12 protein-coding genes are annotated in these 22,457 nt (G+C 44.4%); 4 read left to right on the top strand and 8 right to left on the bottom strand.

What is annotated here, in order from left to right; translation table 11 throughout:
• Positions 1-35 precede the first annotated feature (35 nt).
• The 3 genes from QUB77_RS15735 to QUB77_RS15725 all read right to left on the bottom strand — a co-directional run bounded on the left by QUB77_RS15735 (position 36) and on the right by QUB77_RS15725 (position 8,879).
• On the bottom strand, positions 36-461 hold the full coding sequence (locus QUB77_RS15735; RefSeq protein ID WP_333166661.1) for a hypothetical protein: 426 nt from the start codon (positions 459-461) through the stop codon (positions 36-38).
• Positions 462-738: 277 nt separating this feature from the next.
• On the bottom strand, positions 739-6,195 hold the full coding sequence (locus QUB77_RS15730) for a protein kinase domain-containing protein (protein WP_333323271.1): 5,457 nt from the start codon (positions 6,193-6,195) through the stop codon (positions 739-741).
• Positions 6,196-6,497: 302 nt separating this feature from the next.
• Positions 6,498-8,879: a GAF domain-containing protein gene (locus QUB77_RS15725; RefSeq protein WP_333323269.1), complete on the bottom strand. Its 2,382-nt coding sequence runs from the start codon at positions 8,877-8,879 to the stop codon at positions 6,498-6,500.
• A 485-nt stretch (positions 8,880-9,364) separates the two neighbouring features.
• On the opposite strand from QUB77_RS15725, the gene QUB77_RS15720 reads away from it, so the two are divergent.
• Positions 9,365-10,147 carry a calcium-binding protein gene (locus tag QUB77_RS15720; protein ID WP_333174375.1) on the top strand — a complete coding sequence of 261 codons (783 nt, stop codon included), beginning with the start codon at positions 9,365-9,367 and terminating at the stop codon, positions 10,145-10,147.
• Between the two features lie 1,326 nt (positions 10,148-11,473).
• Here the strand turns inward: QUB77_RS15720 and QUB77_RS15715 are convergent.
• From QUB77_RS15715 to hetZ, 3 genes are all read right to left on the bottom strand, one after another.
• Positions 11,474-13,837 carry a transglutaminaseTgpA domain-containing protein gene (locus QUB77_RS15715; RefSeq protein ID WP_333174378.1) on the bottom strand — a complete coding sequence of 788 codons (2,364 nt, stop codon included), beginning with the start codon at positions 13,835-13,837 and terminating at the stop codon, positions 11,474-11,476.
• Between the two features lie 349 nt (positions 13,838-14,186).
• Positions 14,187-15,257 (bottom strand): hypothetical protein, encoded by a 1,071-nt coding sequence (locus tag QUB77_RS15710; protein WP_333174381.1) that lies wholly within the window; start codon positions 15,255-15,257, stop codon positions 14,187-14,189.
• On the bottom strand, positions 15,250-16,431 hold the full coding sequence (gene hetZ, locus QUB77_RS15705) for a heterocyst differentiation protein HetZ (protein ID WP_333174384.1): 1,182 nt from the start codon (positions 16,429-16,431) through the stop codon (positions 15,250-15,252). The genes QUB77_RS15710 and hetZ overlap by 8 nt, the downstream gene beginning before the upstream one ends.
• Before the next feature lie 938 nt (positions 16,432-17,369).
• Between hetZ and QUB77_RS15700 the strand changes: the two genes are divergently transcribed.
• Positions 17,370-17,909, top strand: a complete 540-nt coding sequence (locus tag QUB77_RS15700) for a Dps family protein (RefSeq protein ID WP_333162953.1) — start codon at positions 17,370-17,372, stop codon at positions 17,907-17,909.
• A 223-nt stretch (positions 17,910-18,132) separates the two neighbouring features.
• On the opposite strand, the gene QUB77_RS15695 is transcribed toward QUB77_RS15700, so the two are convergent.
• A complete protein-coding gene (locus QUB77_RS15695) occupies positions 18,133-18,564 on the bottom strand; it encodes a hypothetical protein (protein WP_333174386.1) in 432 nt (143 codons plus the stop codon).
• Between the two features lie 342 nt (positions 18,565-18,906).
• Positions 18,907-19,233, bottom strand: coding sequence for a glycosyltransferase family A protein (locus QUB77_RS15690; protein WP_333174388.1), 327 nt, complete (start codon positions 19,231-19,233; stop codon positions 18,907-18,909).
• 601 nt (positions 19,234-19,834) lie between these two features.
• Between QUB77_RS15690 and QUB77_RS15685 the strand changes: the two genes are divergently transcribed.
• The gene (locus QUB77_RS15685; RefSeq protein ID WP_333174390.1) at positions 19,835-20,866 is read left to right on the top strand and encodes a glycosyltransferase family 2 protein; all 1,032 of its coding nucleotides are present in this window, start codon (positions 19,835-19,837) and stop codon (positions 20,864-20,866) included.
• Between the two features lie 128 nt (positions 20,867-20,994).
• Positions 20,995-22,446 (top strand): NAD(P)/FAD-dependent oxidoreductase, encoded by a 1,452-nt coding sequence (locus tag QUB77_RS15680; protein ID WP_333174393.1) that lies wholly within the window; start codon positions 20,995-20,997, stop codon positions 22,444-22,446.
• The last annotated feature ends 11 nt before the right edge of the window (positions 22,447-22,457 follow it).

Below are 22,457 nucleotides of genomic sequence, written 5' to 3'. Positions count from 1 at the left end.
TACTACAAACAGGTTCGCAGCGAAAACTGAAGTCCTCAAAAAGATTGATTAAACAAATCGAATATCTGCTGGCAAAAGTCTTTGAGTTTTTGCGCCGATTCCACCGCAGGTTCGGTTAGGCCGAGAAAATTCCAATTTTCCACAGTAGAAAAGTGCCACTGCTGACCGCTATGATCGTAACCGGCGGCCTCAACTCCGATCGCCCGCCGATATCCTTCCACCGGATCTTGGTAAAATCGGATTTGAATCAAAATGCTGCGGCTTTGCAACAAGCGACTTCTACCGGGAAAATGGAAGCCAATGTCGATCGAATCTGGATCTACAAGTTCTCTGGTATCCTCGTCATTCATCCAAGGTTTCAAATCGACTTTTGCATCCGGGAATTCGGACTTGAATAAATTAACAACCGCAGCAATTTTGCTGGCAACTTCTATATTTTTGGCTTGTTCGGCAGCATTCACTCGAAAAACTCCTATCAAATATAGTTATTACATTTAGCTAATAATGTAACTGCATACTGCCGAATGTAGACTGTGAACAGCGGACTTTTTCAGAAATAATTAGGCATTGACAAATTTTCATATATGTGTTGTGTTGTTTTTGTCCGAGTCTCGATCCCCCTAAATCCCCCTTAAAAAGGGGAGTAGGGGTTGACTTAGAGCAGGCTCTTGTCCCCCCCTTATTAAGAGGGGTTAGGGGGGATCTCCGGGTTTTAAAACACGCCATAGTTCCATAATTTTAATTCACGGGAAGGGCGATCGCAAATTCCGAACCTTCTCCCAGCACCGATTCGCAAGTTAGTTTACCGCCGTGGGTTTCTTCCACAATTTGCCTGCTGATAGACAACCCCAAACCCGTACCTTTCCCTACTCCCTTGGTAGTAAATAAATGGTCAAATATTTTCGACTTAATCTCTGATGACATCCCTTGACCGTTATCTTTGATTGTAATCACCACGCTGTTGTTATCATCGGAGACTTGAGTGATAATGGCGATCGTATTCGGTAAAGCTTCAATTTCAGCGTAAGTGCGACCCTGATTAAATTCGTCAAAACACTCGATCGCATTTGCCAGCAAATTCATAAATACCTGATTCAGTTGCCCAAAATAACATTTAACTGGCGGGATATCTCCGTATTCTTTGATAATTTTAATCGCGGGGCGAGTATCTGTAGCTTTCAGACGATACTGTAAAATCATCAAAGTGCTGTCGATGCCCTCATGAATATTTGCTGACACTTTATTCGCACTGTCAGCGCGGGAAAAAGTCCGCAAAGACGTGCTAATATTGCGGATGCGCTCTGTACCTGATTTCATAGATAAAAGCATTTTTGGCAAATCTTCCATCAAATATTCTAAATCAATCTCCAATGCTTTATCCTCTAATTCATCTCCAGGATTAGGAAATTTTTCTTGGTAAAGTTGTAAGCAATCAATCAAATCTAAGCTAGCCTCAGCAGCAGCATCAACATTGCCCGCAATAAAACCGAGCGGATTGTTAATTTCGTGAGCAACCCCTGCAATCAAATTGCCTAGAGCCGACATTTTTTCGCTTTGAATCAGTTGCAGTTGAGCCTGTTGCAGTTCATTGAAAGATTTTTCTAACTGTTGAGATTTTTCTTTCTCCCGCGCGTACAAACCAGCATTTTCTACGGCAATAGCAACTTGAGAAATTAACACTTTGAATACTTCTACTCTCTCTGCTGTAAAAGCTCCTACCGTCAAAGCATTTTCTAGATAAATTATTCCGCGCCGCTGAGATTGATAAATAATCGGCAAACAGAGAATTGATTTGGGTTGATATTTCTGAATGTAGGTATCTACATTAAAAGGTTCGGCGACAGTCGCATTGTCTAAAACCAGATACTTTTGACTGCGGTGTACGTAATTAATCACAGACAGGGGAACATCTTGACGATTTTTTACGGGAATAGACGGTAAAAGTGTCACTTTATCATCCGCAAAACTGCCAGTAGCTTCTATGCAGAGGATATCGTTTTTCAGCAGCAGCAGCACTACTTTTTGAGCCGCCGCATTTTCTAAAATAATTTTGATTAATTTGGTCAACAATTTTTCTAGAACAATTTCACCGTTAATGGCTTGCGCCGACTTAATAAAAGTAGCTAAGTCTAAGAAATCGCCTAAACTACTACTGGTAGTATTTCCCGTAGCCGTGCGGGTGACATCCAGGGTTGGGGTGTGAATTGTGCGCGTCTGTGCTGCTAAGAAAGGATGTGTTGATTCTAAGTGTTTAACTTTAGCTATGGCTCCCCAATGGATATATCCATAATAGGCTTTAGTCAGATATGCTTGATAAACTATCTCTTTACCCAAAGCTTGATAAAATTCTCCGGCTAATTCATAGGCTAATGCTTCCTCTTGAATGTAACCGTTTTTGGCTGCTCCATCAATTGCGTGATCGTACAAATCCATTGCTTCGGTATTTTTTCCCAAAACTCGCGCTGTTTCCGCTGCTACCAAGTCGTATTTGTGTTGATAATTCATCGGAGCACCAATTGCCCATTTTTTCATCTTCTTTTGGTTTCGCAGCACTTTTTTCAGATATTGCTTTTGCTCCCCTTTCTCAGCTTGGGGATACAAAGCGAGAAGACTTATAGAAGAGTAAAAATTATTCAGGGAAACTACATAAAATCCGGCTACGGCTTCTTCATATTTCTCAAATAACATTGAATTCTCTAAGGCTTTCGCGTAGTTTCTGAAGACAAAATCAAGCTGAGTTTTGGCATGATAAACCAAACTCACTAAAAAAAAGTTTTTAGATTCTATTAAAACGGGGAGCGTTTTGACTTCATTAAAGCTCTCACCAACTAAATGGCAGGCTTCGACAGCTTGACCGCGCAAATTGAGGGTTGTCTGCTTGCCTATACTTAGATACTGTACAGCCATTTCTAGTTGAGATTGCTGCATTATTTTCATATATTTACCAGTCTCCTGCTCCACCAAATCTAGAGGCTCTCCTATCGACATTTTTTTGAAGCAATATTGACCTATACAATAACTCGCATATTCCAATTCTCCAGTTTCCATCCCAGTTTGAAAACCTTCCTTGAGAACGCTTAATCCTGAGTTAAGTTCGGTTTTCCAGTGTAGAATAAAACAACCTAAGAGTGTATAAACTCTACTTTTCATGGAACGGGATGGAGATTTGTCTAACATCCTAATGGCCAGTTGACCGCATTGGTATGCCAAACTAATGTCCCCTAGCCGGCACATAACTACGCCATAATAAAGGTAGGCAATACTTGCATAAGGCGAATTGCCATGTTTAATGCACAGCTTGACCATCCTAAAGGCCAGCAGTGGTACCAGGCGAGGTTTTCCCTGAACAGCAGTGCTGATAATCCCTGATAAAATCCGCATCGCTGCTTGTTGATTGGGATCAGTCATTTCTGGCAAGTTAGCTAAATCCTCAATTCGTTTCAATCCCAAGCTCAGTTTTGTCTTCATCAGTCCCGCCACAATATGTAGCGTGTTGGGGTTTTGAGGAAAAGAAATGCCTAACAGTTTCAGCACTTCCAGTCCTGTATTTAGTGCTTCTATCAGTCTAATTTGAGCATTGTAAGACTGGATTTGAAGTTCATAAACATTCATTTTGTCTAGTAAGTTTTTAGCTTTTTGCAGTACAATATCGACCAGTTTTTTTGAATTTTCATACTTGATGTTTAAGTATTCAGCTTCTGCTGTTGACTCGTAAATTGCTAATGTTAAGTCATACTGACTTTGCCAACAATCCGCTGGCAATAATTCCATAGCCACCCGCAAATACCTAACAGCAGCTTCATAAGCACTCGCGGCTTTTGCCTTGCGTCCAGCAGTTAAATTTAAGTGTGCCAACTGAGTTTTTTCTGACTGTTGGCTAATCGTACCAATTCCGACATTCAATTGATTGACGATATCAAAAATGTTTTCTTCTAGCTTGTCGGGTGGAGTATTCTGTAACAGTAATTGACCGATTTTTAAATGGGTGGATTGCTTTTGGTCTTCGGGAATTAGCGAATATGCGGCTTGCTGGACGCGATCGTGCAAAAATTTATAACTAACCCGCGAAGTGTCTAACTTGAGATTGATTGATTCGGCTCGATCGAAAACTAAAGGAATGCGATAAGCATCGCTTAAAGGCAGAATTAACCCGGATTGCAAAGCTGAATAAAGTTCAGTTGCTGTAGTATTAGCTGACTTTTCGCTAACAAGTGACAGCACATCTAAAGCAAATTTATCTCCCACGCAAGCTGCTAGCTTCAACACTTCTTGCGTGGCTGCGGGCAGCTTTTCAATGCGAGAAGCTACCAGTTCCACCACACTTTTATCGGTGATTCCAATGGCTTGGATTTTATCTATACTCCAATACCAGCCCGTTTGGCTTCCCTCATTTGTAATTTGATTAAATTCAAATTTTAAAAGAGAGTCTTGATAAAGTGCTTGGAGTAATTGAGTCAAGAAAAAAGGATTGCCACCCGTTTTATTCCAGAGCAAATCGGCTAAATTTGTTACTTTTTCTGGGGAAGTGTTAAGTGTTTCAGTGACTAACTCCGTCACATTTGCTAAATCCAGCGGTTGCAACACGATATTGTTGACTATTGTACCAGTTTTTTCAATTTCTTCTACCGTCTGAATTAAGGGGTGGGTCGGACTAACTTCATTGTCTCGATAGGCACCGATTAGCAACAAATATTCCTGGTCAGGGTCAGTTATCAGTATTTGCATCAACTTTAATGTTGCTGAATCTGCCCACTGCAAATCGTCTAAAAAGATAACTAGGGGGTGTTCTTTTTGGGCGAAAACGCGAATAAATTCTTTGAATACCCGATTGAATCGATTTTGGGATTCTACAGGGGCAAGTTCTGCGACTTCTGGCTGTTTGCCGATGATTAATTCAACTTTTGGAATTACGTCGGCAATTACTTGGCCATCTGTTCCCACGGCTGTTAAAATTTTAGTGCGCCATATTTCTAAGGAAAGTGTACTTTCTGTTAGCAATTGCCGCAGCAAGGAGTTAAATGCTTGGATTAATGAGGCATAAGGAATGTTGCGTTTTAATTGGTCAAATTTGCCGCTGATGAAGTAACCTTTTGACCTGGTAATTGGTTTGCTAACTTCGTTGACTACGGCTGATTTACCGATGCCTGAGTAGCCTGATACTAGCATTAATTCGCTGCTTCCTGATGGCGACGGGTTTTGTTCTAAGGTTGCTGGTTTTTCTAAGAAATTGTTAGCTAAACCCGCCCCTACACGTTCAAATGCTGCTAGCAATTCATTAACCTGATTTTCCCGACCGTACAATTTTTGGGGGATTAACAATTGGCTGAGAATATCTAAGCGTCCGGGGATGAAGTCGGCAATTTGTCCGGTGGTTTCTAACTGATGCAAACAAATTTCTAAGTCTGCCAACAATCCGGTCGCACTTTGATATCTATCTTCGGCATTCTTTGCCATCATTTTTATCACTATCTCTGAGATAGCCCGAGGTATTTCTGAATTGATTTGATGGGGATATATTGGTTGAACTGCGATGTGGCTGTAAACTATTTCTAAGGGGTCGTTGCTGGGGAAAGGCAATTTTCCTGTCAGCATTTCATATAATGTGATACCAAGGGAATAAAAGTCTGTGCGGTAGTCGAGGGTGCGGTTCATTCTCCCGGTTTGTTCGGGTGACATATAGACTAATGTGCCTTCGACTGAGTTGGGATTGTTAAATTGCGGATTTTCTTTGTTGAGTTTTGTAGCAATGCCGAAGTCGGTGATTTTTACTTGTTTTGTTTGCGAGTTAATTATAATGTTGCTGGGTTTGATGTCTTTGTGAATAATGTGCTGAAAATGCAGGTATTGTAAGGCTTTGACTATTTGAATGGCGATGTGTAAATTTGCTTGCAGGCTCAAGGTTTCTCTTTCCAGCAGTTTTGCGAGGGATTCGCCGCCAAAGTCTTCTAAAACGATTCCTAATCGGTGGTCAAATGTTTCGAGACTGATGGCTTTGATGATTTGTTCGCTGTCTAAACTTTGGCGGATTTGATATTCGTGTTTGAGCCTGGTAATGGCTTCGAGGGTAGGATATTCAGCTTTGAGGACTTTCAGAATTGCTGGGGCCGCATCTGTCGGTGTTTGTCCGCGATAGACTATTGTTTCGACGCCTTCGTGCAGAGTAGAATTTATTTGGTATTCTGATAAGGTTAACATAACTTAAGTTATAAATTTCTGGAGCTAATAAGGGTTAGATTAACACTACTTAGTCTTGATTTTGTGTGATTCCGATCGTGTATTTGGCAATTCCAAATCACACGGAATATACACTAAGTGAAAATGTGGGCTTGGTCGTGGGTGTCAACAAACATCATAAATGTAATATTGGTCTTGTGTGTGAGTCTCGAATGCTTTCGCTGCAGCGTTTTTCAGGGGGATGGGAGCGATCGCACTCGGCCTCAAACAGCAGGGGATAGGAGCGATCGCACTCGGCATCAAACAGGCAATAGAACGGCTTCTCAATCGCTGACTACCGTAACTTCACAGATAGTAGAAATAGATTCCGGTTCAGGCAAAATACGCACGCGGGCGAATTTTAAACCGCTAACTCCTTGTTGTGATTCTACCATGCCAGTCTGAACTTTTGGCTCTACCCAACCTTCGCGAGACAAGTAGCGCAAGTATTGCTGATACTCTTCCCACTCCTCCTCGGTGGAATAAACAACTGTCAACATTCCCGACTGGGTAATTCGCTCTTGTGCGTCTTTGTCAACGGCTTTTTCGATCCGCTTTTTGACAAGTTCGTAGCGAATGTCGCGAGTGCCTTTGACATCAAACATTTTTTCGGTATTTTCGTTGTGAAAAATGTCGATCGTGGTATTCTGCACTAATACTAAATGTGCGAGTTCCATGTTAATTTGAGACTCGGCTTGCAGGCGAAAAACGGTGCGACCGCAATCGCAAATAGCTCGCAGTTGTTCGTAGCGCAAACTGTGCAGATGAAACTCGCTGAATTTGGGGTCGATCGATTTTCCTACATAAATCATGTGATCGATGCCGTCGGTGCATTCGATGTCGCAGTAGTGGGGGAGAATTTGCTGCATTTGTTCTTGCCAGCGGGCCCAGGTTTCTTGGAGTTTGGTGCTGATTAGGTTCAGCATTTGGTCGTAGCGGTTGCGATCGCTGTAAACGCAGTTGTGTTCATTTTCACAGGCTGCTTGGTAAGCTTTAACGGCTGCCTGAACCTTGGGCCCGCACTGCACAAAATAGTCAAAATATACTTCTAAATGCTCGTTTAAATACTCGGCGGCTCGCACCTCCATATCGACTGTTACTTTTTGTTTTAAATGCTGGATGTAGTCGAGCAAGTCGAGCCGCAGTTGCTCGCCGAGGTGGGTAGTTTGTGTTTCGCAAACGGCATCAGTTATGACTAAACCTAAGCGGAATTGTTCGAGCAAATCAGTTTGAATGGCTCGGTTTCTTTCGTCGCTAGAACCGCGAATGTCCGAAATTCCGTACAGCGGATGAACATCAGCAAATACGATTGTTTCTGCAGGTAGTCCCCAACTTCGCCTTTCTGCTTCTTGGGCGAACCGCCATTCGACTGCGGGGTGGATGTTGTGAATGTGGGTAAACCGTTCTTGGATGGCTTGCCGCAGGGCTGCAATGAAGGCGGGAATGAGTTCTTGGGCGTGTTGAGTGTCAATGCCGTTGAAGTGGTTTGGCCGATCGCACAACAGCCCCACAACTCCCAAAATCCGCACCCCGCACCCCTCACGGGTGACGGATTTGACTACCAGGGGCACCAGCAGCATCGATCGAGTTCCCATTCTCCGCAAAGTTCGATCGCACTCGGTTTCGCACTCCCTACGCAAGTCTGGCACGTTCCAAACTTGATTTGCTGCTGTGGCCTTCAAAAAGTGAGAAGCTTCTAGGGAGTGCATTGAATAAAGAATCGGCTGCAAATGTTGGCCGTCTTTTGCAACTAATAGCTGTACTTGTTCGCCGTCGGGGCGCAGCAGCAAAGTGCCGTCAGCATTGAAAAGCGATCGCAAACACCGATCGATTTTCTCAAATTTGTCTGGCCGCAGCATTGAATCTTGATCGATTAATAACTGAGTCAGCCGCCGAATTTGCTCCTGCACGGTGACATCAAAACCTTCTAGCAGCAGCAACCCTTCTACGCGGTAATTATCCAACTGCAATCGATCGGCTAAATTCTCCAGTTGATTCGGCTGCATCAGCCAAGCTTCCCGTTCCGCTACAGGCATTAATCTTAAAGACACATCCGCAAATTCATCTATTTTTGAGTCAATTCGAGTAATTTTTAACTGTTCCGAACCCAGCCAAAATTTAATAAATCTGGGTTGTCGGTGTTTGGGGTTTTTTACACTCGCCGTGACAGGTTCGTCTAGCACCCGCAAACCGTCGATGTCAATTTGATAATATTGCTTAAATACCCAGTGCAAAAGGTGGCGGCGGTACAATTGTTCTGCTGTTTTGCCACCCCAATCCTCGAACAGTTCCAGCAGAGTGATGTCGGTTTCTGCAAACAAACCGTTGGTAGATTGAGTTGCCAAGGACGTTTCCTCCCAACCGGCTAAGCGGCAAAATGCTGCGTTAGCGTACCGCAGGGCAAAACTTCCTGGTTGCATTACTGCGATTAAAACACGGCGGTCGCCGAGAAATTGAAACAGTTGCTGTAAATCTTGTTTCCACGTTTTCAAGGGTTCAATTTCAGCAGATTGACTGGGTACTTTGCCCGCCAAAGCTTCCAGTAGCTGTTCTATACTTGGTTCGCTGGGCAGATTGTTACTGTCTTGCTTTGTTGGGACGATATCTGTCGCTGTCGATTTTACGGAGTTGTTGTTTTGATGGGAAGACGATTTAGGAGTAGACATGAGTAAAACACCTGAAAGCAGTGGATTTTGCCAAAAAATGTCAGCGATCGGCGATTATGGCTTTGTAAAGAGCTTAGATCCTGTTTGTAAAGTTTGTGTATGGGTATCGGAAACTGGGTTTTTTCTCGGACGATGGGCCCAGGGACTTTTACTTTTATTCACAAACAACCTCTCAGTCTCGACGTTATAGGTGATATTAACGTGTTACCGCCTGGGGGGTAACACCCATTATAAGCGGTACACAGTAGCGGATAGTGTCAGCAACTAATGCTATTTGACTCAGAGGCGAGATCTATAGCAGGTTTGGGTTGAATGAAGCACAGCCCTGGTAATTACCAATTGGTAATTACCAATTGGCAAGCAGGTTGCTTGTCACTAACTTAGCAAATAAACGTGCGACAAAAATTCCAATATTACTTGCTATTTGGCAAGGCCAGAATTAACATATATAATACAGCTAACAGGATTTTTGAAAGGACATAGTTATGGCTTTAACGGTTAACAATCTCATTGCCGATGTGACGGGATTTCCTGTATTTGCTGGCGGGGGGCCACGTCTTTTGGGATTCGCTACACCCGATGATATTAACGTAGGGAATGGAAATTTGTCGTCTTTTCCCTGGGGAGTTTGGGGACTTGATGGCAACGATACTATAGGAGGTTCATCGGATTCCAACGAACGTCTGTTAGGAAATAATGGCAATGATATTATCGGTGGTGGCGGCGGAAATGACATCATTTACGGCGGGAAAGAGGACGATCGCCTGGATGGAAATGATGGCAACGACGTAGTTAGGGGCGACGCCGGAAATGACCTGATCTTCGGAGGGTTCGGGAACGATATCCTGCGGGGAGGGCAAGGAGACGACGATTTAGAGGGCAATGAGGGCAACGATTTCTTAGCAGGCGATCGGGGAGTTGACGTGCTTACGGGAGGCCTCGGTGCTGATATATTTGTGCTCAGAGGCAACGATGAAGCATTTGGTATAAATGGAGCAGATGTCGTTACCGATTTTAACTTTGACGAGGGCGATCGCATCGGTTTGACGGACGGTTTCGCAGAAGTAAACCTTTTCTTTGAAGACGACAATTTGATTGCTTACGATAACGACGGAATTATCAACGACATGGTAATTGAAAACCTAATTACCGGACAGATTGTGGGGATAGTTTTAAACACCGACAGCTTTGAACTTACTGGTGCATTTGAACAAGCGAGTCCGTTTGCATTGGCAGTTAACGGTTCTCAATTCCAGTTTTTAGCTTAGTTATGTGTAGGGAATTAGACGGGCTATAGAGCGAGTTCCGGGTAGGGGACACGGCACTGCCGTGTCCCTACAGATAGGGGGCAATCTATCTATACGCCCCCGTACTTTGCAGCATTGATCTTAAAACATTTATGCCTTTAGAGATTTTTTTAGCCTCATCTAAAAGTAGAAATTAAAAATCGGGGAAAGTATATACAGCACTTTCCGATTTTATGAGGTTCAATTAAGTGAAAAGCACCTGATAGCTAAAGCTCATAAAATCCTATTTTTTAGACCTCCGCTCAAAAATAGTGACAGCGCACTTGGCCCAGAAGATGTCAAGCGAGAAAAGTAGCTGCCCGGTTTGGCGCTACTAAAAGTCTAGTTCAAAAACGGGTCAAGCCACAACAAACTGAGGAAAATTTACTCCCCAAACAGAGGGGAAAACCCCGATTTAGTTATTTAACTGATGCAGAAACGGAAGTGAGAGAATGCTTTAGCTAATCATCCCGATGCTACTTTGAGCGAATTGTGTGAATTATGGGGGCAGAAGACTGGAAAATGGGTGAGTCGGACGGGCCTGTGTCGCCCCAAACAAAAATTAGGACTCACTCGAAAAAAAACATGGTACAGTAGCTAAGCCGGAACAGAAAGAGTACAAAAACTAAGAAGTGAGTATTGGGAAAAAATCCGAAATATCGAAACCCAAAACAAGCGTATTTTTAGACGAAACAGGGATGATGCGCTCGTTTGGCTAGCAGTCATGCCTATTCTCTTTTGGGGAGAAGAATAGGAGGAATCAAACCATGTTATCGAGGAGCGTTCGTCACAGCTAGTGGCGCAATTAGTCTTAAGAAAGTGCTGGCATTAATGACCCTGAATGACTTAATGGACGGTGCAGTATTTTCTGTATTTATTGAGAAGTTTTTAGGCCGTCAGTTGTGGCTCTTGTGCGGTAGTAGTAATGGATAATTTACCCGCCCATAAAGTAACCTGAATCAATTCAATGATTGAAACCGTAGGTGCAAGGGTTATTTGTTTATCCCCTTAGTCTCCTGATTTTAATCCTATTAAAATATGGTGGTCGCAGCTTAAATCTTCTTTGCGAATGTTTTCTCCCAAGACCCCAGAGATGATTGACACGCTCATAGCAGTTGCCCTTAATTTGATGAATCGGAACCCTTTAAGACATTGGTTCACTCATTGCTGCTACTGTACCTCATAGCATCGGAAAGTGCTGAAATATGGTGTCGGATTACACCCTCATTCTGCCTATTTAGGACGGCGAATGTCTGATGGGTCAAACCCATCAGACATTCGCCAACAGTCTCTTTCGATCGCCGATTTTTATCTTAACTTTTTGAGTTTCTTCAAGTGCGATCGCCTCAAATTTTCCACCAACTGCCGCAACTGCTTCAAATTACCCGCTTCGCCACCATACTTCCACCGCACGTAAGCTTGCGAAACTTCATCAATCACCTCAGCTTCATCAGTTGCATGATTGCCGCGCATTGCCTCAGCATACTCCAAAGGCGTTTGAGCTTTCTGCTTGGCAAATCCCCTACTCGCCAAATCCTTCAGCATTTCCTGATAAACCCCCTCCACGGGCGGCAACTTCGCCAACCAGCGGCGGTGGCGCCACTTGCGCCACAGTTGCCAAATTAACCAGCCAATAAAGCCAAAGGCGATCGCAGCAATCAAACCAGTAAATAACCCCACCCAACCCTTAGCAAACTGTCCCAGAAACCAGCCCACAATCAAAGTTATCCAGCCAATTACAAAACCTATAACTGAATCCAGCCCGCTTCTGAGAGGAGTCGGTAGCCAACCCGCGACCCACTTCCAAAACGATTCCAGCGCACTAAAAGTCTGGTTGTCTTCCACCGAAGCCGGAATCAGCGGATAACCGGGAATCGGATTAAAAGCAAACCAGCCGTGATTGGGAAAATATACCTCCGTCATCAAGAAAGCATCGGTATTTTTCACAACATAGTAACCAGTAAACGGGTTAAATTCCCCCGTATCGAAACCGCCCACCATTCGCGCCGGAATCCCGATCGATCTGAGCATAATTGTCAGTACCGTCGAAAAGTGGTCTGGATATCCACCTGTAACTTTTTTGCCATCCTGGGTATTTTTGTAACCAAACAGAAAACCCTCCACTAAATCTTCACCTTCCTCTAAGTAAGGCAAAGCTTTTTCTATTTTATAATTAGGGTTTTGCTTCAAATATTGAGCTAAGTACAAAGCTTTTTCGTAGGGAGAATCGATCGGTCTGTCCGACTGAGCTACTCTAGTTCTTGCCGCCAATATTTCTTCTGTTTTTTCTCGCACCTTCTGGGCAATTTTCGGCGGCACATCCAAATAGAAGTTGCGAATATTTTTCGGATAATTAGTACCAGTTTTTCCTAACAAAGCTCGATCGCGAAAAGGCACATTAGAAATAACTGTATAAGTCACACCCTCTCCCAATTCCGCAGGCGCTCGCAAACCCCCCTCCGCATCAATCGCCGCCTCTGGACTCGGAAAATAAAGCTCCTTCGGCTTGTTTAAAGCCGGAATCAAATTCGGCAATGGAGCAACAATAGTATAACTTTGAATCACCTCTTGAGTCCGAGGGGCATTGGGAAACGGATTCAGATAAAATTGATAAGACCAGCGAGGTCGAGTCAACTTTTGAGCTTGTTCGTTGCGAGAAATTTCCCAACCCTGACCGGTGTATTTGTCGAATCCCAACACCCGCCAAAAACCCGCAGCCTGCGATCGCACCCGCATCACCACTTGAGGTTTCATTTCCCCCCGCAAATTTTGATTAATTCGCTGGTTGAAACCGTAATAAAAAGTAGAGTCCACCTCTCCTGGCCCAGAGTCTGGGTTTCTCCCCCTTCCTCCGCCAGTCCCTTTTTCATTTCCCCCTCTAACATACCCCGGATTCAGAATGCTGCGCTGGTCAAACTCCCCCTGATATTCAATAGGAGCACTCACCGGAAAAGTCCGCAACTGATAGCCAGGGAGGCGTGGCAAAAACGCAAAAATAGTCAGCCCCAACCCGACAGTTATCAGCAGCAGCCAACCAAAATACTTTGGGGATAAAGTAGCAGCAAATAGCGACCAGTTATTTTTTTTCTCTTTACCTTCTACCGAATGCTTTCTATCTTCTACCTTTGACAACCCCAAGCGCGATCGATAATCCAAAACTAAAGTCGGAAGCGCTAAAGCCAAAAACACCAACAACAGCGGCCCAAAAGTCAAGGTTTGGCTGAGAGTCGCTGCTACCCCTAACAAAATTAGCCCGATTACCATCGAGTAGCCTAAATCCTTGCGGCGAGGCAAATCGAAACTGTGCAGCACTTGAAGTTGGATTAACAGTTGCGCCAAAACTAACCGCGTATCATTCAATTCTCCCACCAAGCGGCTAAAAAAAGCGAACAGCGCCACCAGCATTCCAATAGCTATGCAGAACTTAGCAGCTACATTGCGATCGCGGCGGCGATACCAACTCCAAGTTGCTCCCACAATACTAACAGGCACAGCCCACAGGTTCTGGGCTTCTTCAGCAGCAACGTCAGTAGCTACAATTCCCACAATTACCAACAACTGAACTAGGATTCGCAGCAGTAAAGAATCCTCAATCACCGGCGGAGGCATGGCCTCAATCTGCTCCCACAGCTTACCCAAAACAGGTATATTTCGCAGGTTATCAGTTGTCATGTGCACCCATCCAACTATTTTAGATTTTAGATTTTAGATTTTAGATTGAATCCACAGATAAATCTGGGTTTTACCTAATCTCTAAATCTTAATTTCCCTCTCAAACGATTTTAGATCTTAGATTGAATCCACAGATAAATCTGGGTTTTAACTAATATCTAAATCTCATTTCTCTGTCATTAGATTTTAGATTGAATCCACAGATTAACTTCACAGATGAATCTGGGGGCTTGAACTAATATCTAATTTTTTTGGCTTTCCACGACCGAAGTCTGGGAATTGCATTTGTTTGTGTGTGAGGTCAAACCAGCGAGTAAAAACCTAAATTATTTACTCTAATTACACCTTTCTAGTTGCTATCTTGTCCTGCCCAAATTGGACGAATAGCAAACATCAAAGGTCTGGTTTCGAAGTTTTGGAATCGAACTTCTAGAGCATAACTCTTGTTCGGTTGTGGGTCAAACAGCTCCACACTTAAATGCCCGGAATTCGGACGATGTGCAGTTGCTTCGGCATCTCCTCCCTTGAGTTCCAAACTTCCTGCCCCCGGAAATTGGCAGTCAACTCTTAAACACGGCATTGGTTGTTCTCTGTTGCGGTTCGACAGGTATTGAGCCTCCAGAGTCAGCGAACCCAAACCAGTCAGCCACTCCCGCGAAACCGGCGGCTGATTTACAGGACAATCCAAAGTTAGAGAATCAAGGATTTCCCTGGCTGCCAACAGCGACAGCACCATTTGTTGATCGGTACTCGCTGCTTCGTAATTCGGGAAATCTTCTAAATCTAGAAGTCCCCGCAAAGAACCTCGGAGCACTAAACTAGCTAATTCGTTGAGTTCCTGAGACTGGCCCGGAAATAAGCCATCTACAGCGCGCACTAACTTTGAGCCTTCCCGCAGCGACGACATTACCAGTTCCTGACAAGGTTCTAGCAGTTGAGCAAAAACCTTTTGGGCGATCGGAATTGGCAGGCGGCCCCACCTGATATTTTGTAGTTGGGGAGTCCAGAGGTGTAGGGGGGGAACCCATTGCGGGGCTACATCGTCTGGGTAATCGTGGTCGTAGCTTTTGAATTCTGTTTCCCAGGGGAACAGCGGCGGGTTGGATTCAATTTCGGCTCTAAGCCTTTCTTTTAACAAGGTCTGAAAACGGTCTTGCACGGTCGGTATTTCTCCAATTGTCTGCGGTTGTGCGGGTGCATTGCTGTGCGCCCCCACTTGATAGTCCAGCGGGTCTGGTTCGTCCCATTCCCAGTATTCCACCCCGGAATTCTCTTCTGTGTCGCCCCACTCTTCTGAGCGAGGGGATGGATTGAGGTTTTCCTCATCTTCGTTAGAGGCATTCGCGATCGGCGCTTGCAATATCCAGTCTAAAAAATGGCGATCGAAAGCCTCTGCATCCCTGTTCGTTTCGTTATTCATCACTAGATGCCCCTTCTCCGGAATCTGAACGATTTCGCAATTCCCAGGCAAGTTCGAGCAATTTAAACCACCGTTTCTGTACCTGGGCTACCGTGCTGCCGAGGCTTTGCGCGATCGCTGACTCTGACAGACCTTGTTGTTTCAACTTTAGCAAACGCTGTCCTTCTGGGCCAATTTGCTCGCCAAAAGCCTGCCACTGAGAAGGCAGCAAACCCAGATTTCGATCTAAGTCTGCTTCCAGCCACTGGTGAACGAGTTCCCAGCGGTGCGACATGGCGAACCTGAGCAAATGGTACTTGAAGCGCTGCTGCAAATAATCTCTTTGGCGGGGAGTTATGCCCAGAAGCGACTCTATTTCATTAGTCGGCAAGTCTTGCAAGCGCAGCACGAAGTAATCGGCGCAGTCTTGTTGGTTGCGCTCTTTCAAGTAAGCTACTAATTCTTCAATCACGTTTTGCCGCAGAGATTCTGACTCGTCGCCGAGGGGACGAATTGCCGCCGAACCCTGTCCGGCCATCGCTTCCCGCACTGAGTGCACCGAGGTATCGTTCCAGGTTTGGTCGGAATCTGAAGCCCCTCCGTCGGCGGCTTGTTCCATATCTACGGAGGTTTCTTTGGGCTGCTGCTGGGAAAAGGTTTGGGCCCGTAAAATAATTAGTTGCTGGCTGCGGTTCCGAGGTAAAGGAATGCGCCGCTTGCCGAAGCGCTCTACAAAGGCCATGTACTCTGCTAGTTCTAAGCGAGTGCGGGGACTGTAGGTGAGTGGTAGTTGGGTTTCGCGCCGGAATGCCTTTAAAGCTTCGAGATAAAATCCTTGCAAAAAATCTTTGATCAGTTCTACTCGCGCCTGATAGCTAGACTGCACCTGCGGAGGGGTGATGTAGCGATAGACGATCGCGCTGAGGGTACTGTGCAATTCTACTCGCCCGGGCCCGGAGCCTAAATTGTAATAGTGGAGGCATTGTTGCAAGCGGTGCTGAGCGAGGCTCTGGGCTGAACCTTCTATATCTCCAGAGGCTTGAATCCGCTGGCTTTCAGTGCATATCCTGTTGACTTCTGCTGCGAGTCGCCCTGCTACATCTTGGCAGTTTTGCTCAGACGCGCGAGTGGACTTTTTGAGTTCGTCTAACAGCAGTTGAAATATGGTTTCCACGCTCTGGCAGATTTCCCGCATGATGGTTTACAGCTAACAATGAAAGTACCACAGTTAGTAAAAGTATGGATAAATCTTTCCTACCGCTACTTTACCCCGTATTCCCCAGATAGGACAAACTGCAATGCCCTCTTTCTCCTCCTTCGCGCAAACACAGAGGACGGCTTTTTTTATCTGTCCTGGAGGCGCCATCCGTTAAGAACCAGGTTTAAACAGTTACCACTGCAACGATGCGTCATCAGAGTGTCGGGTTTGACAAAGCCTTCATGTGAGCCGAAAACGTTACACTGCCGTTGATACCGACTTAGTGCTGTGGTGGTCACAGCAGCGCAAGTCTTGCTGAAGGTGAAGCGAGAAAACAGGTTCTCTCTTTCGGTCTACTAGATGGGGCCAAGGGTTTCACGGCTGTATTTGATCCGGGTCTTCAGCCACTTTTGCCATAAAGTCTCGACGGGGCGGCCCGTCTGTTTCTTCGCAGCATCCTTGAACGTCTATCTAACGGTTTGACTCAATATCATTTGTAGCATCCCAATCACACAGATCAGAAGCGCTCATGTCCGAAAATCTGTTTCCTAGCCTTCTGGGATAAATAGGGTTATATTTAATTGCAAGTCCCTTATGCCGTCATTTAAACCCGATCGCACAATTAAGTGTGTGTGATGTTCGTTAACTTCGGCATAAATTCCTTTATTTTTACTAACAATCAGAGTGCAGCCTTTTTATAGCCGGATTGAGCGGGGGCTCACCTGCCGCCCAATCGGTGTGCTCGCCAAACCAAGGGGTTCTGGAACAATAAGTTTCATTGCATCTATCTAAGGGTATCAATATTGCGATTACTTTCACCTGAAATGCAGATATTTTACTAAAGTTCGATCGTCTTCGATCGTCCTCTGGGTTGATGTAACTGGCTGGCGAAATTTGTTCTAATAGTAAAGTTAGAGTAGAAGGAACAATTTTCAATGCGTAAGTTAAACATAGGTCTATCTGACGAGCAACGTGCAGGCGTTATCGAACTATTGAATCACGACCTGGCAGATGCTTATCTGCTGTTAATCAAAACCAAAAAGTATCACTGGGATGTAGTTGGCCCACAGTTTAGATCGCTCCACCAGTTGTGGGAAGAACACTATCAGGCGTTAACATTAAATATCGATGCTATGGCCGAACGGGTGAGAACTTTAGGTGGCTATCCAATTGGTACTGCTGAGGGTTTTCTGAAGTATGGCTCGATTCAAGAACATATCGGTGATTTGCCTTTGGCTACGGAAATGGTAGCGCGTTTAGTTGATGACCACGAACTGATTATTCGCAATCTCCGCAAACACGTTGAACAGTGCGGTGAAGAGTTTAAGGATGATGGAACCGCAGACTTTTTGACGGGTTTGATGGAACAGCACGAGCAAATGGCTTGGATGTTGCGCTCGTTTATTGAAGGGGAATCCCTTGCGCCAGACGGTCAGCACCCAAAAGCTCAAACGGCTACAGCTTCTCACGCTTAGAGAGATTAAGTAGAAGGAAGAAGGAAGTTCGGCAACGGATTTTGTAACGGATGTAACGGATGTCAGTCCGATGTCTGTCGGAAGAAGGAAGCATGGAAAATTGAGATTTTTTTATTTAACCCTCTTTCCTGATTCTTGAGCGAGCAACCAGGCAGAATTAAACGCCCTCTAGCTTCCTAAAAAGCCCGGTTTATTCAAAAAACCGGGTTTTTCGATGTTGGGTTTATTTAGATTTTAGATTTCCTAAACTGTTGAATCGCATTCTTTCGTATATCTGCGATGGCAACATTCTGTGAGCCTTCGTCCGCGTCTCAATCCTAGCAAGTGTCGTCCCTTCACTCGATTCTGATGCTTGTTTTAACTCTAACCCTGATTCAGTTGGCGCTGGAAATATTATTTTTAATATACTTTCTATTAACAGCAGATACAAATTGTGGCGCAAAAGCGCCATAAATAAATCTTCTTTGAAAGCTCGATACAGCCAAGATAATGTACTCCGGTGATTGGCGCTGCGGTTGCTTTTGACAGCTAAGTAAATGTAAAAATTGCTGCTAGACCAGCGATCAATGCTGCTGGTAATTTCAGGATGTTGCCGCCGGACATCTGCCATAATTAAAGAGTGAGATTTTGCCATTGCTGCATAGTTGCTAGACATACTGCTGGCAATCTGCCGATAGCCAACTAAGTATTCTGGTACGACTTTAAATTGATAATGTTCGGCTATGCGGAGGTGAAGTTCCCAGTCTTCGCAGCCTTAAGCGTTTTCTAGTTTAAGTTTGCCGTTGTAACCGCCGACTTTTACCAAACAAACGCGGCGGATTAGAGATGAGCTGGCATTGCCTATAAAATATTTATAAACTAATGCTGTGTAAACTTCTCGTTCGATGGTGGATTTATAACATCCACCTGTGAGGAAGTCTTTTTCATTTATATCAAGTGACCAGGAATAGATAACTCCGACAGATGGTGCTGAGTAAATCAGGAATTTCACTGGTTTTTATAGGTTTTGGGTATACCAAATATCGTCGGCATCGATGGGAGTAATATATTCGCCTTTTGATTTTTCAATTACTAGGTTGCCAGCGATGGCGACGCCGGCATTTGATTGGTGGAATAAGCTGACTCGGCTATCTTTTTTAGCAAAATATTGGACTATTTCGGCTGTTGTATCTGTAGAGCAGTCATCAACTACTAAAACTTCTATGTTTTGATAAGTTTGAGATAAGAAATAATGTCCGGTTTTAGCAATAAAATTGTCAGCTTTGAAAGCTGGCATGATGGCTGAAACTAATGGCTGATTTAAAGTGTTTTGGGAGGTGTTCATGTAATATAAAAAATGGTTTAGGTTAAAGTTTAGGTTGGGAGCTAGCTAAGGGTATGTTAGCAAATTACCAAACCTCGATCGTACAGCGGCGGAAATTTTAAGAGGTATATTTAAAATATATTGCCAAAAGTCATAAAATGTGCATTGACTCCGCAGTAGCGATCGAGACTTGGTGCAGGAGTCACTCGCGGATGAGGTCTGTAAAAGCAATTGTACCGCCCAAGTGCTGAGAGTTCCGGGTTTCCGTATAAACGATGTTTTATTTTATACGGTGTGCCTACTTATACAATCAAAGTCTTGTGCATTGCAATACAGCCACACCAAAATGCTGGTGGGGCTTTTTCGCAAATTTACACAAACAATCATATATTTAAAGATTTTGTAAAGCTGTTGTCTGAATCCGGTCACTCTCAGCAAGCTAGGGCTTAGAATACAGGTATCAGGGGGAAAAATCCAATCGAGAATGACCGCAAAAAATCTAGTTGAAGATAAACAGAAATCGAGTTATAAATAAAAAAGTAGAGCTAATTTTACCCTTCGTAAAGTAGCACCAATAAAATTCAAGCAAACTTTGGTTCCTGCAATTTAAATAATTTAGGTAATGATTTCTACCGCCGACCCCACTGTATCCATCATTATCCCAGTCCACAACGGGGGCGCTTACTTCCGCACCTGTTTGTCAAAACTGGCTCAAGCTGTGCCCAAACCGATCGAGATTATTGTAGTAGCAGATGGCGAAAGCGATGGTTCCTGGCGTCTGGCCAAGGAATTCGGCGCCAAAGTCATCAGGATTCCCGAATGCGGGGGGCCAGCGCGGGCAAGGAATTTAGGTGCCCAAGCTGCAAAGGGAGATATTTTGTTTTTTGTGGATGCTGATGTCGCTGTTGGTCCAGAAGCTGTCGGGTATGCGATATCGGTGTTCAAAAATAATCCCTACTTAGCTGCTTTGATTGGCTCTTACGACGATGATCCTGGAGATCCTGATTTTCTCTCGCAGTACAGGAACTTGCTGCACCACTACGTGCACCAAACAGCTAACGAAGAAGCTTCGACTTTTTGGGGGGCTTGCGGAGTGATTCGCAGGGAAATTTTTTTGCAAATGGGCGGCTTTAATGAGAGTTACCGCCAAGCTTCGATCGAAGATATTGAGTTCGGCTACCGTTTGAAACAATCAGGTTATAACATTCGGCTGTGCAAAACATTGCAGGTAAAGCATTTAAAGCGGTGGAAACCTATGGGTATGGTGAAAGCTGACTTTTTCTACCGAGCACTGCCTTGGACAGAACTGATTTGGCGCGATCGCAAATTGAATAACGACCTTAACTTGCAAGTTTCAAACCGCATCAGCGTGATCTTAACTTATGCAGTGCTGCTGGCAATTTTGGGAACCTGCTGGTCGCTAAGCTTTCTGCTACTGGCTGGTTTGCTGGCCATACCACTGGTAGCAATTAATGCACCGCTTTACCGATTTTTTTACCGTAAACACGGTATCTTATTTGCCCTGAGAACAATTCCTTGGCACTGGCTTTTCTACTTTTACAGCGGACTGGCATTCGCGATCGGCACTGGTCGCTACTTATACCAAAAAAAGCCTGTGACTGGCAAAGTTAGCTTGCCAGTATCCGCTCCATAAATTAAGGCAAATCGTCCTTTAACATCAGGTCGCTCGATAGTGTCTCAGGGTATTCACGGGTGCATATATCACTGTGACAAGTTATAAATAACTGTATAGTTTGGATCAAAAAGCTGGAGGTAGGCTGAGTGAAACATTATCCTGTTGCGATCGTCGGTGCAGGCCCTGCGGGCTTGACTGCTGCCTACGAGCTCGTCAAACAAGGCATTATCCCTGTTGTACTAGAAAAAGGTGATAAAGTTGGGGGAATAGCTCGCACCGAAACCTACAAAGGCTATCGTTTCGACATTGGCGGCCACCGCTTTTATACTAAAGTTGAAGCCGTGCAGCAGTTGTGGCAAGAGGTACTGGGAAATGAGTTTATTAAAGTGCCACGATTGTCGCGAATTTTTTATCGAGGTAAATTTTTTAACTATCCGATCAGTGCCTTCAATACTCTCTTTAATTTGGGGATAATTGAGAGTACGCTGATTATTTTGAGTTATCTGAAAGTGAGAATTTGGCCACTTCGGGAAGAAAAAACTTTTGAACAATGGGTGATCAATCGTTTTGGCGAACGCTTGTATAAAACATTTTTTAAAACTTACACTGAAAAAGTTTGGGGCATTCCTTGTTCGGAAATTCAAGCAGATTGGGCGGCGCAGCGGATTAAAGGATTGTCGCTGACGACTGCAATTATTAATGCTTTGTTTGGCAGCAACGACACTAAAACATTAATCAAAGAGTTTGATTATCCGGCTTTGGGACCGGGGATGATGTGGGAAAAGTTCGCGGAAGCTGTGGAGAATAAAGACGGCAAAGTTTATCTGGATACTAAAGTAATTAGCTTTGAGCGTGAAGGTAATACGATTAAAAGTATTACTGCAGAGCAAAACGGAGAAGTAGTTCAATATTCTGCCGATAATTTCATTACGAGTATGCCGATATCGGCGCTGGTAGCAAGAATGAAACCGCAGCCGCCCGAAGAGGTGTTGCACGCCGCGCGATCGCTCAAATATCGAGATTTTTTGATTGTATCACTGATTGTCAATCGCAAGGATTTGTTTCCTGACAACTGGATTTACATTCACTCCCCCGAAGTCAAAGTTGGACGCATTCAAAACTTTAAGAATTGGAGCGCCGCTTTAGTTCCTGATGTCAGCAAAAGTTGTTTAGGAATGGAATATTTCTGTAGCGTAGGCGACGAGATTTGGGAAATGTCGGACGCTGAACTTATCGAATTAGCAACTCGCGAGTTGGTTGGTTTGGGGTTAGCAACAACTGCTGATGTGGAAGATGGAGTTGTCATACGGCAACTTAAAGCTTATCCAGTTTATGATGGGGAATATCGAGGACACTTGCAGGTACTTGAAGGTTTTTTGAAGGGATTTGAGAATTTGCAGACTATCGGGCGAAACGGTATGCACCGATACAACAACCAAGACCATTCTATGCTGACGGGAATGCTGGCGGTGAGAAATATTCTCGGCGAAAAGCACGATTTGTGGGATGTGAATACTGAGCGATCGTACTATGAAGATTTTAGTGTCGATCGCTCAAAAGAAAAGAAGGATTCGGATTTGATTTCGCAGTCCATATAGCCAGCCGAGAT

The organism is Microcoleus sp. AT9b-C3 (assembly GCF_036705485.1).
GTDB lineage: Bacteria > Cyanobacteriota > Cyanobacteriia > Cyanobacteriales > Microcoleaceae > Microcoleus.
The sequence above is the reverse complement of the archived record's forward strand: the minus strand, read 5'-3'. Positions and strand labels throughout refer to the sequence as shown.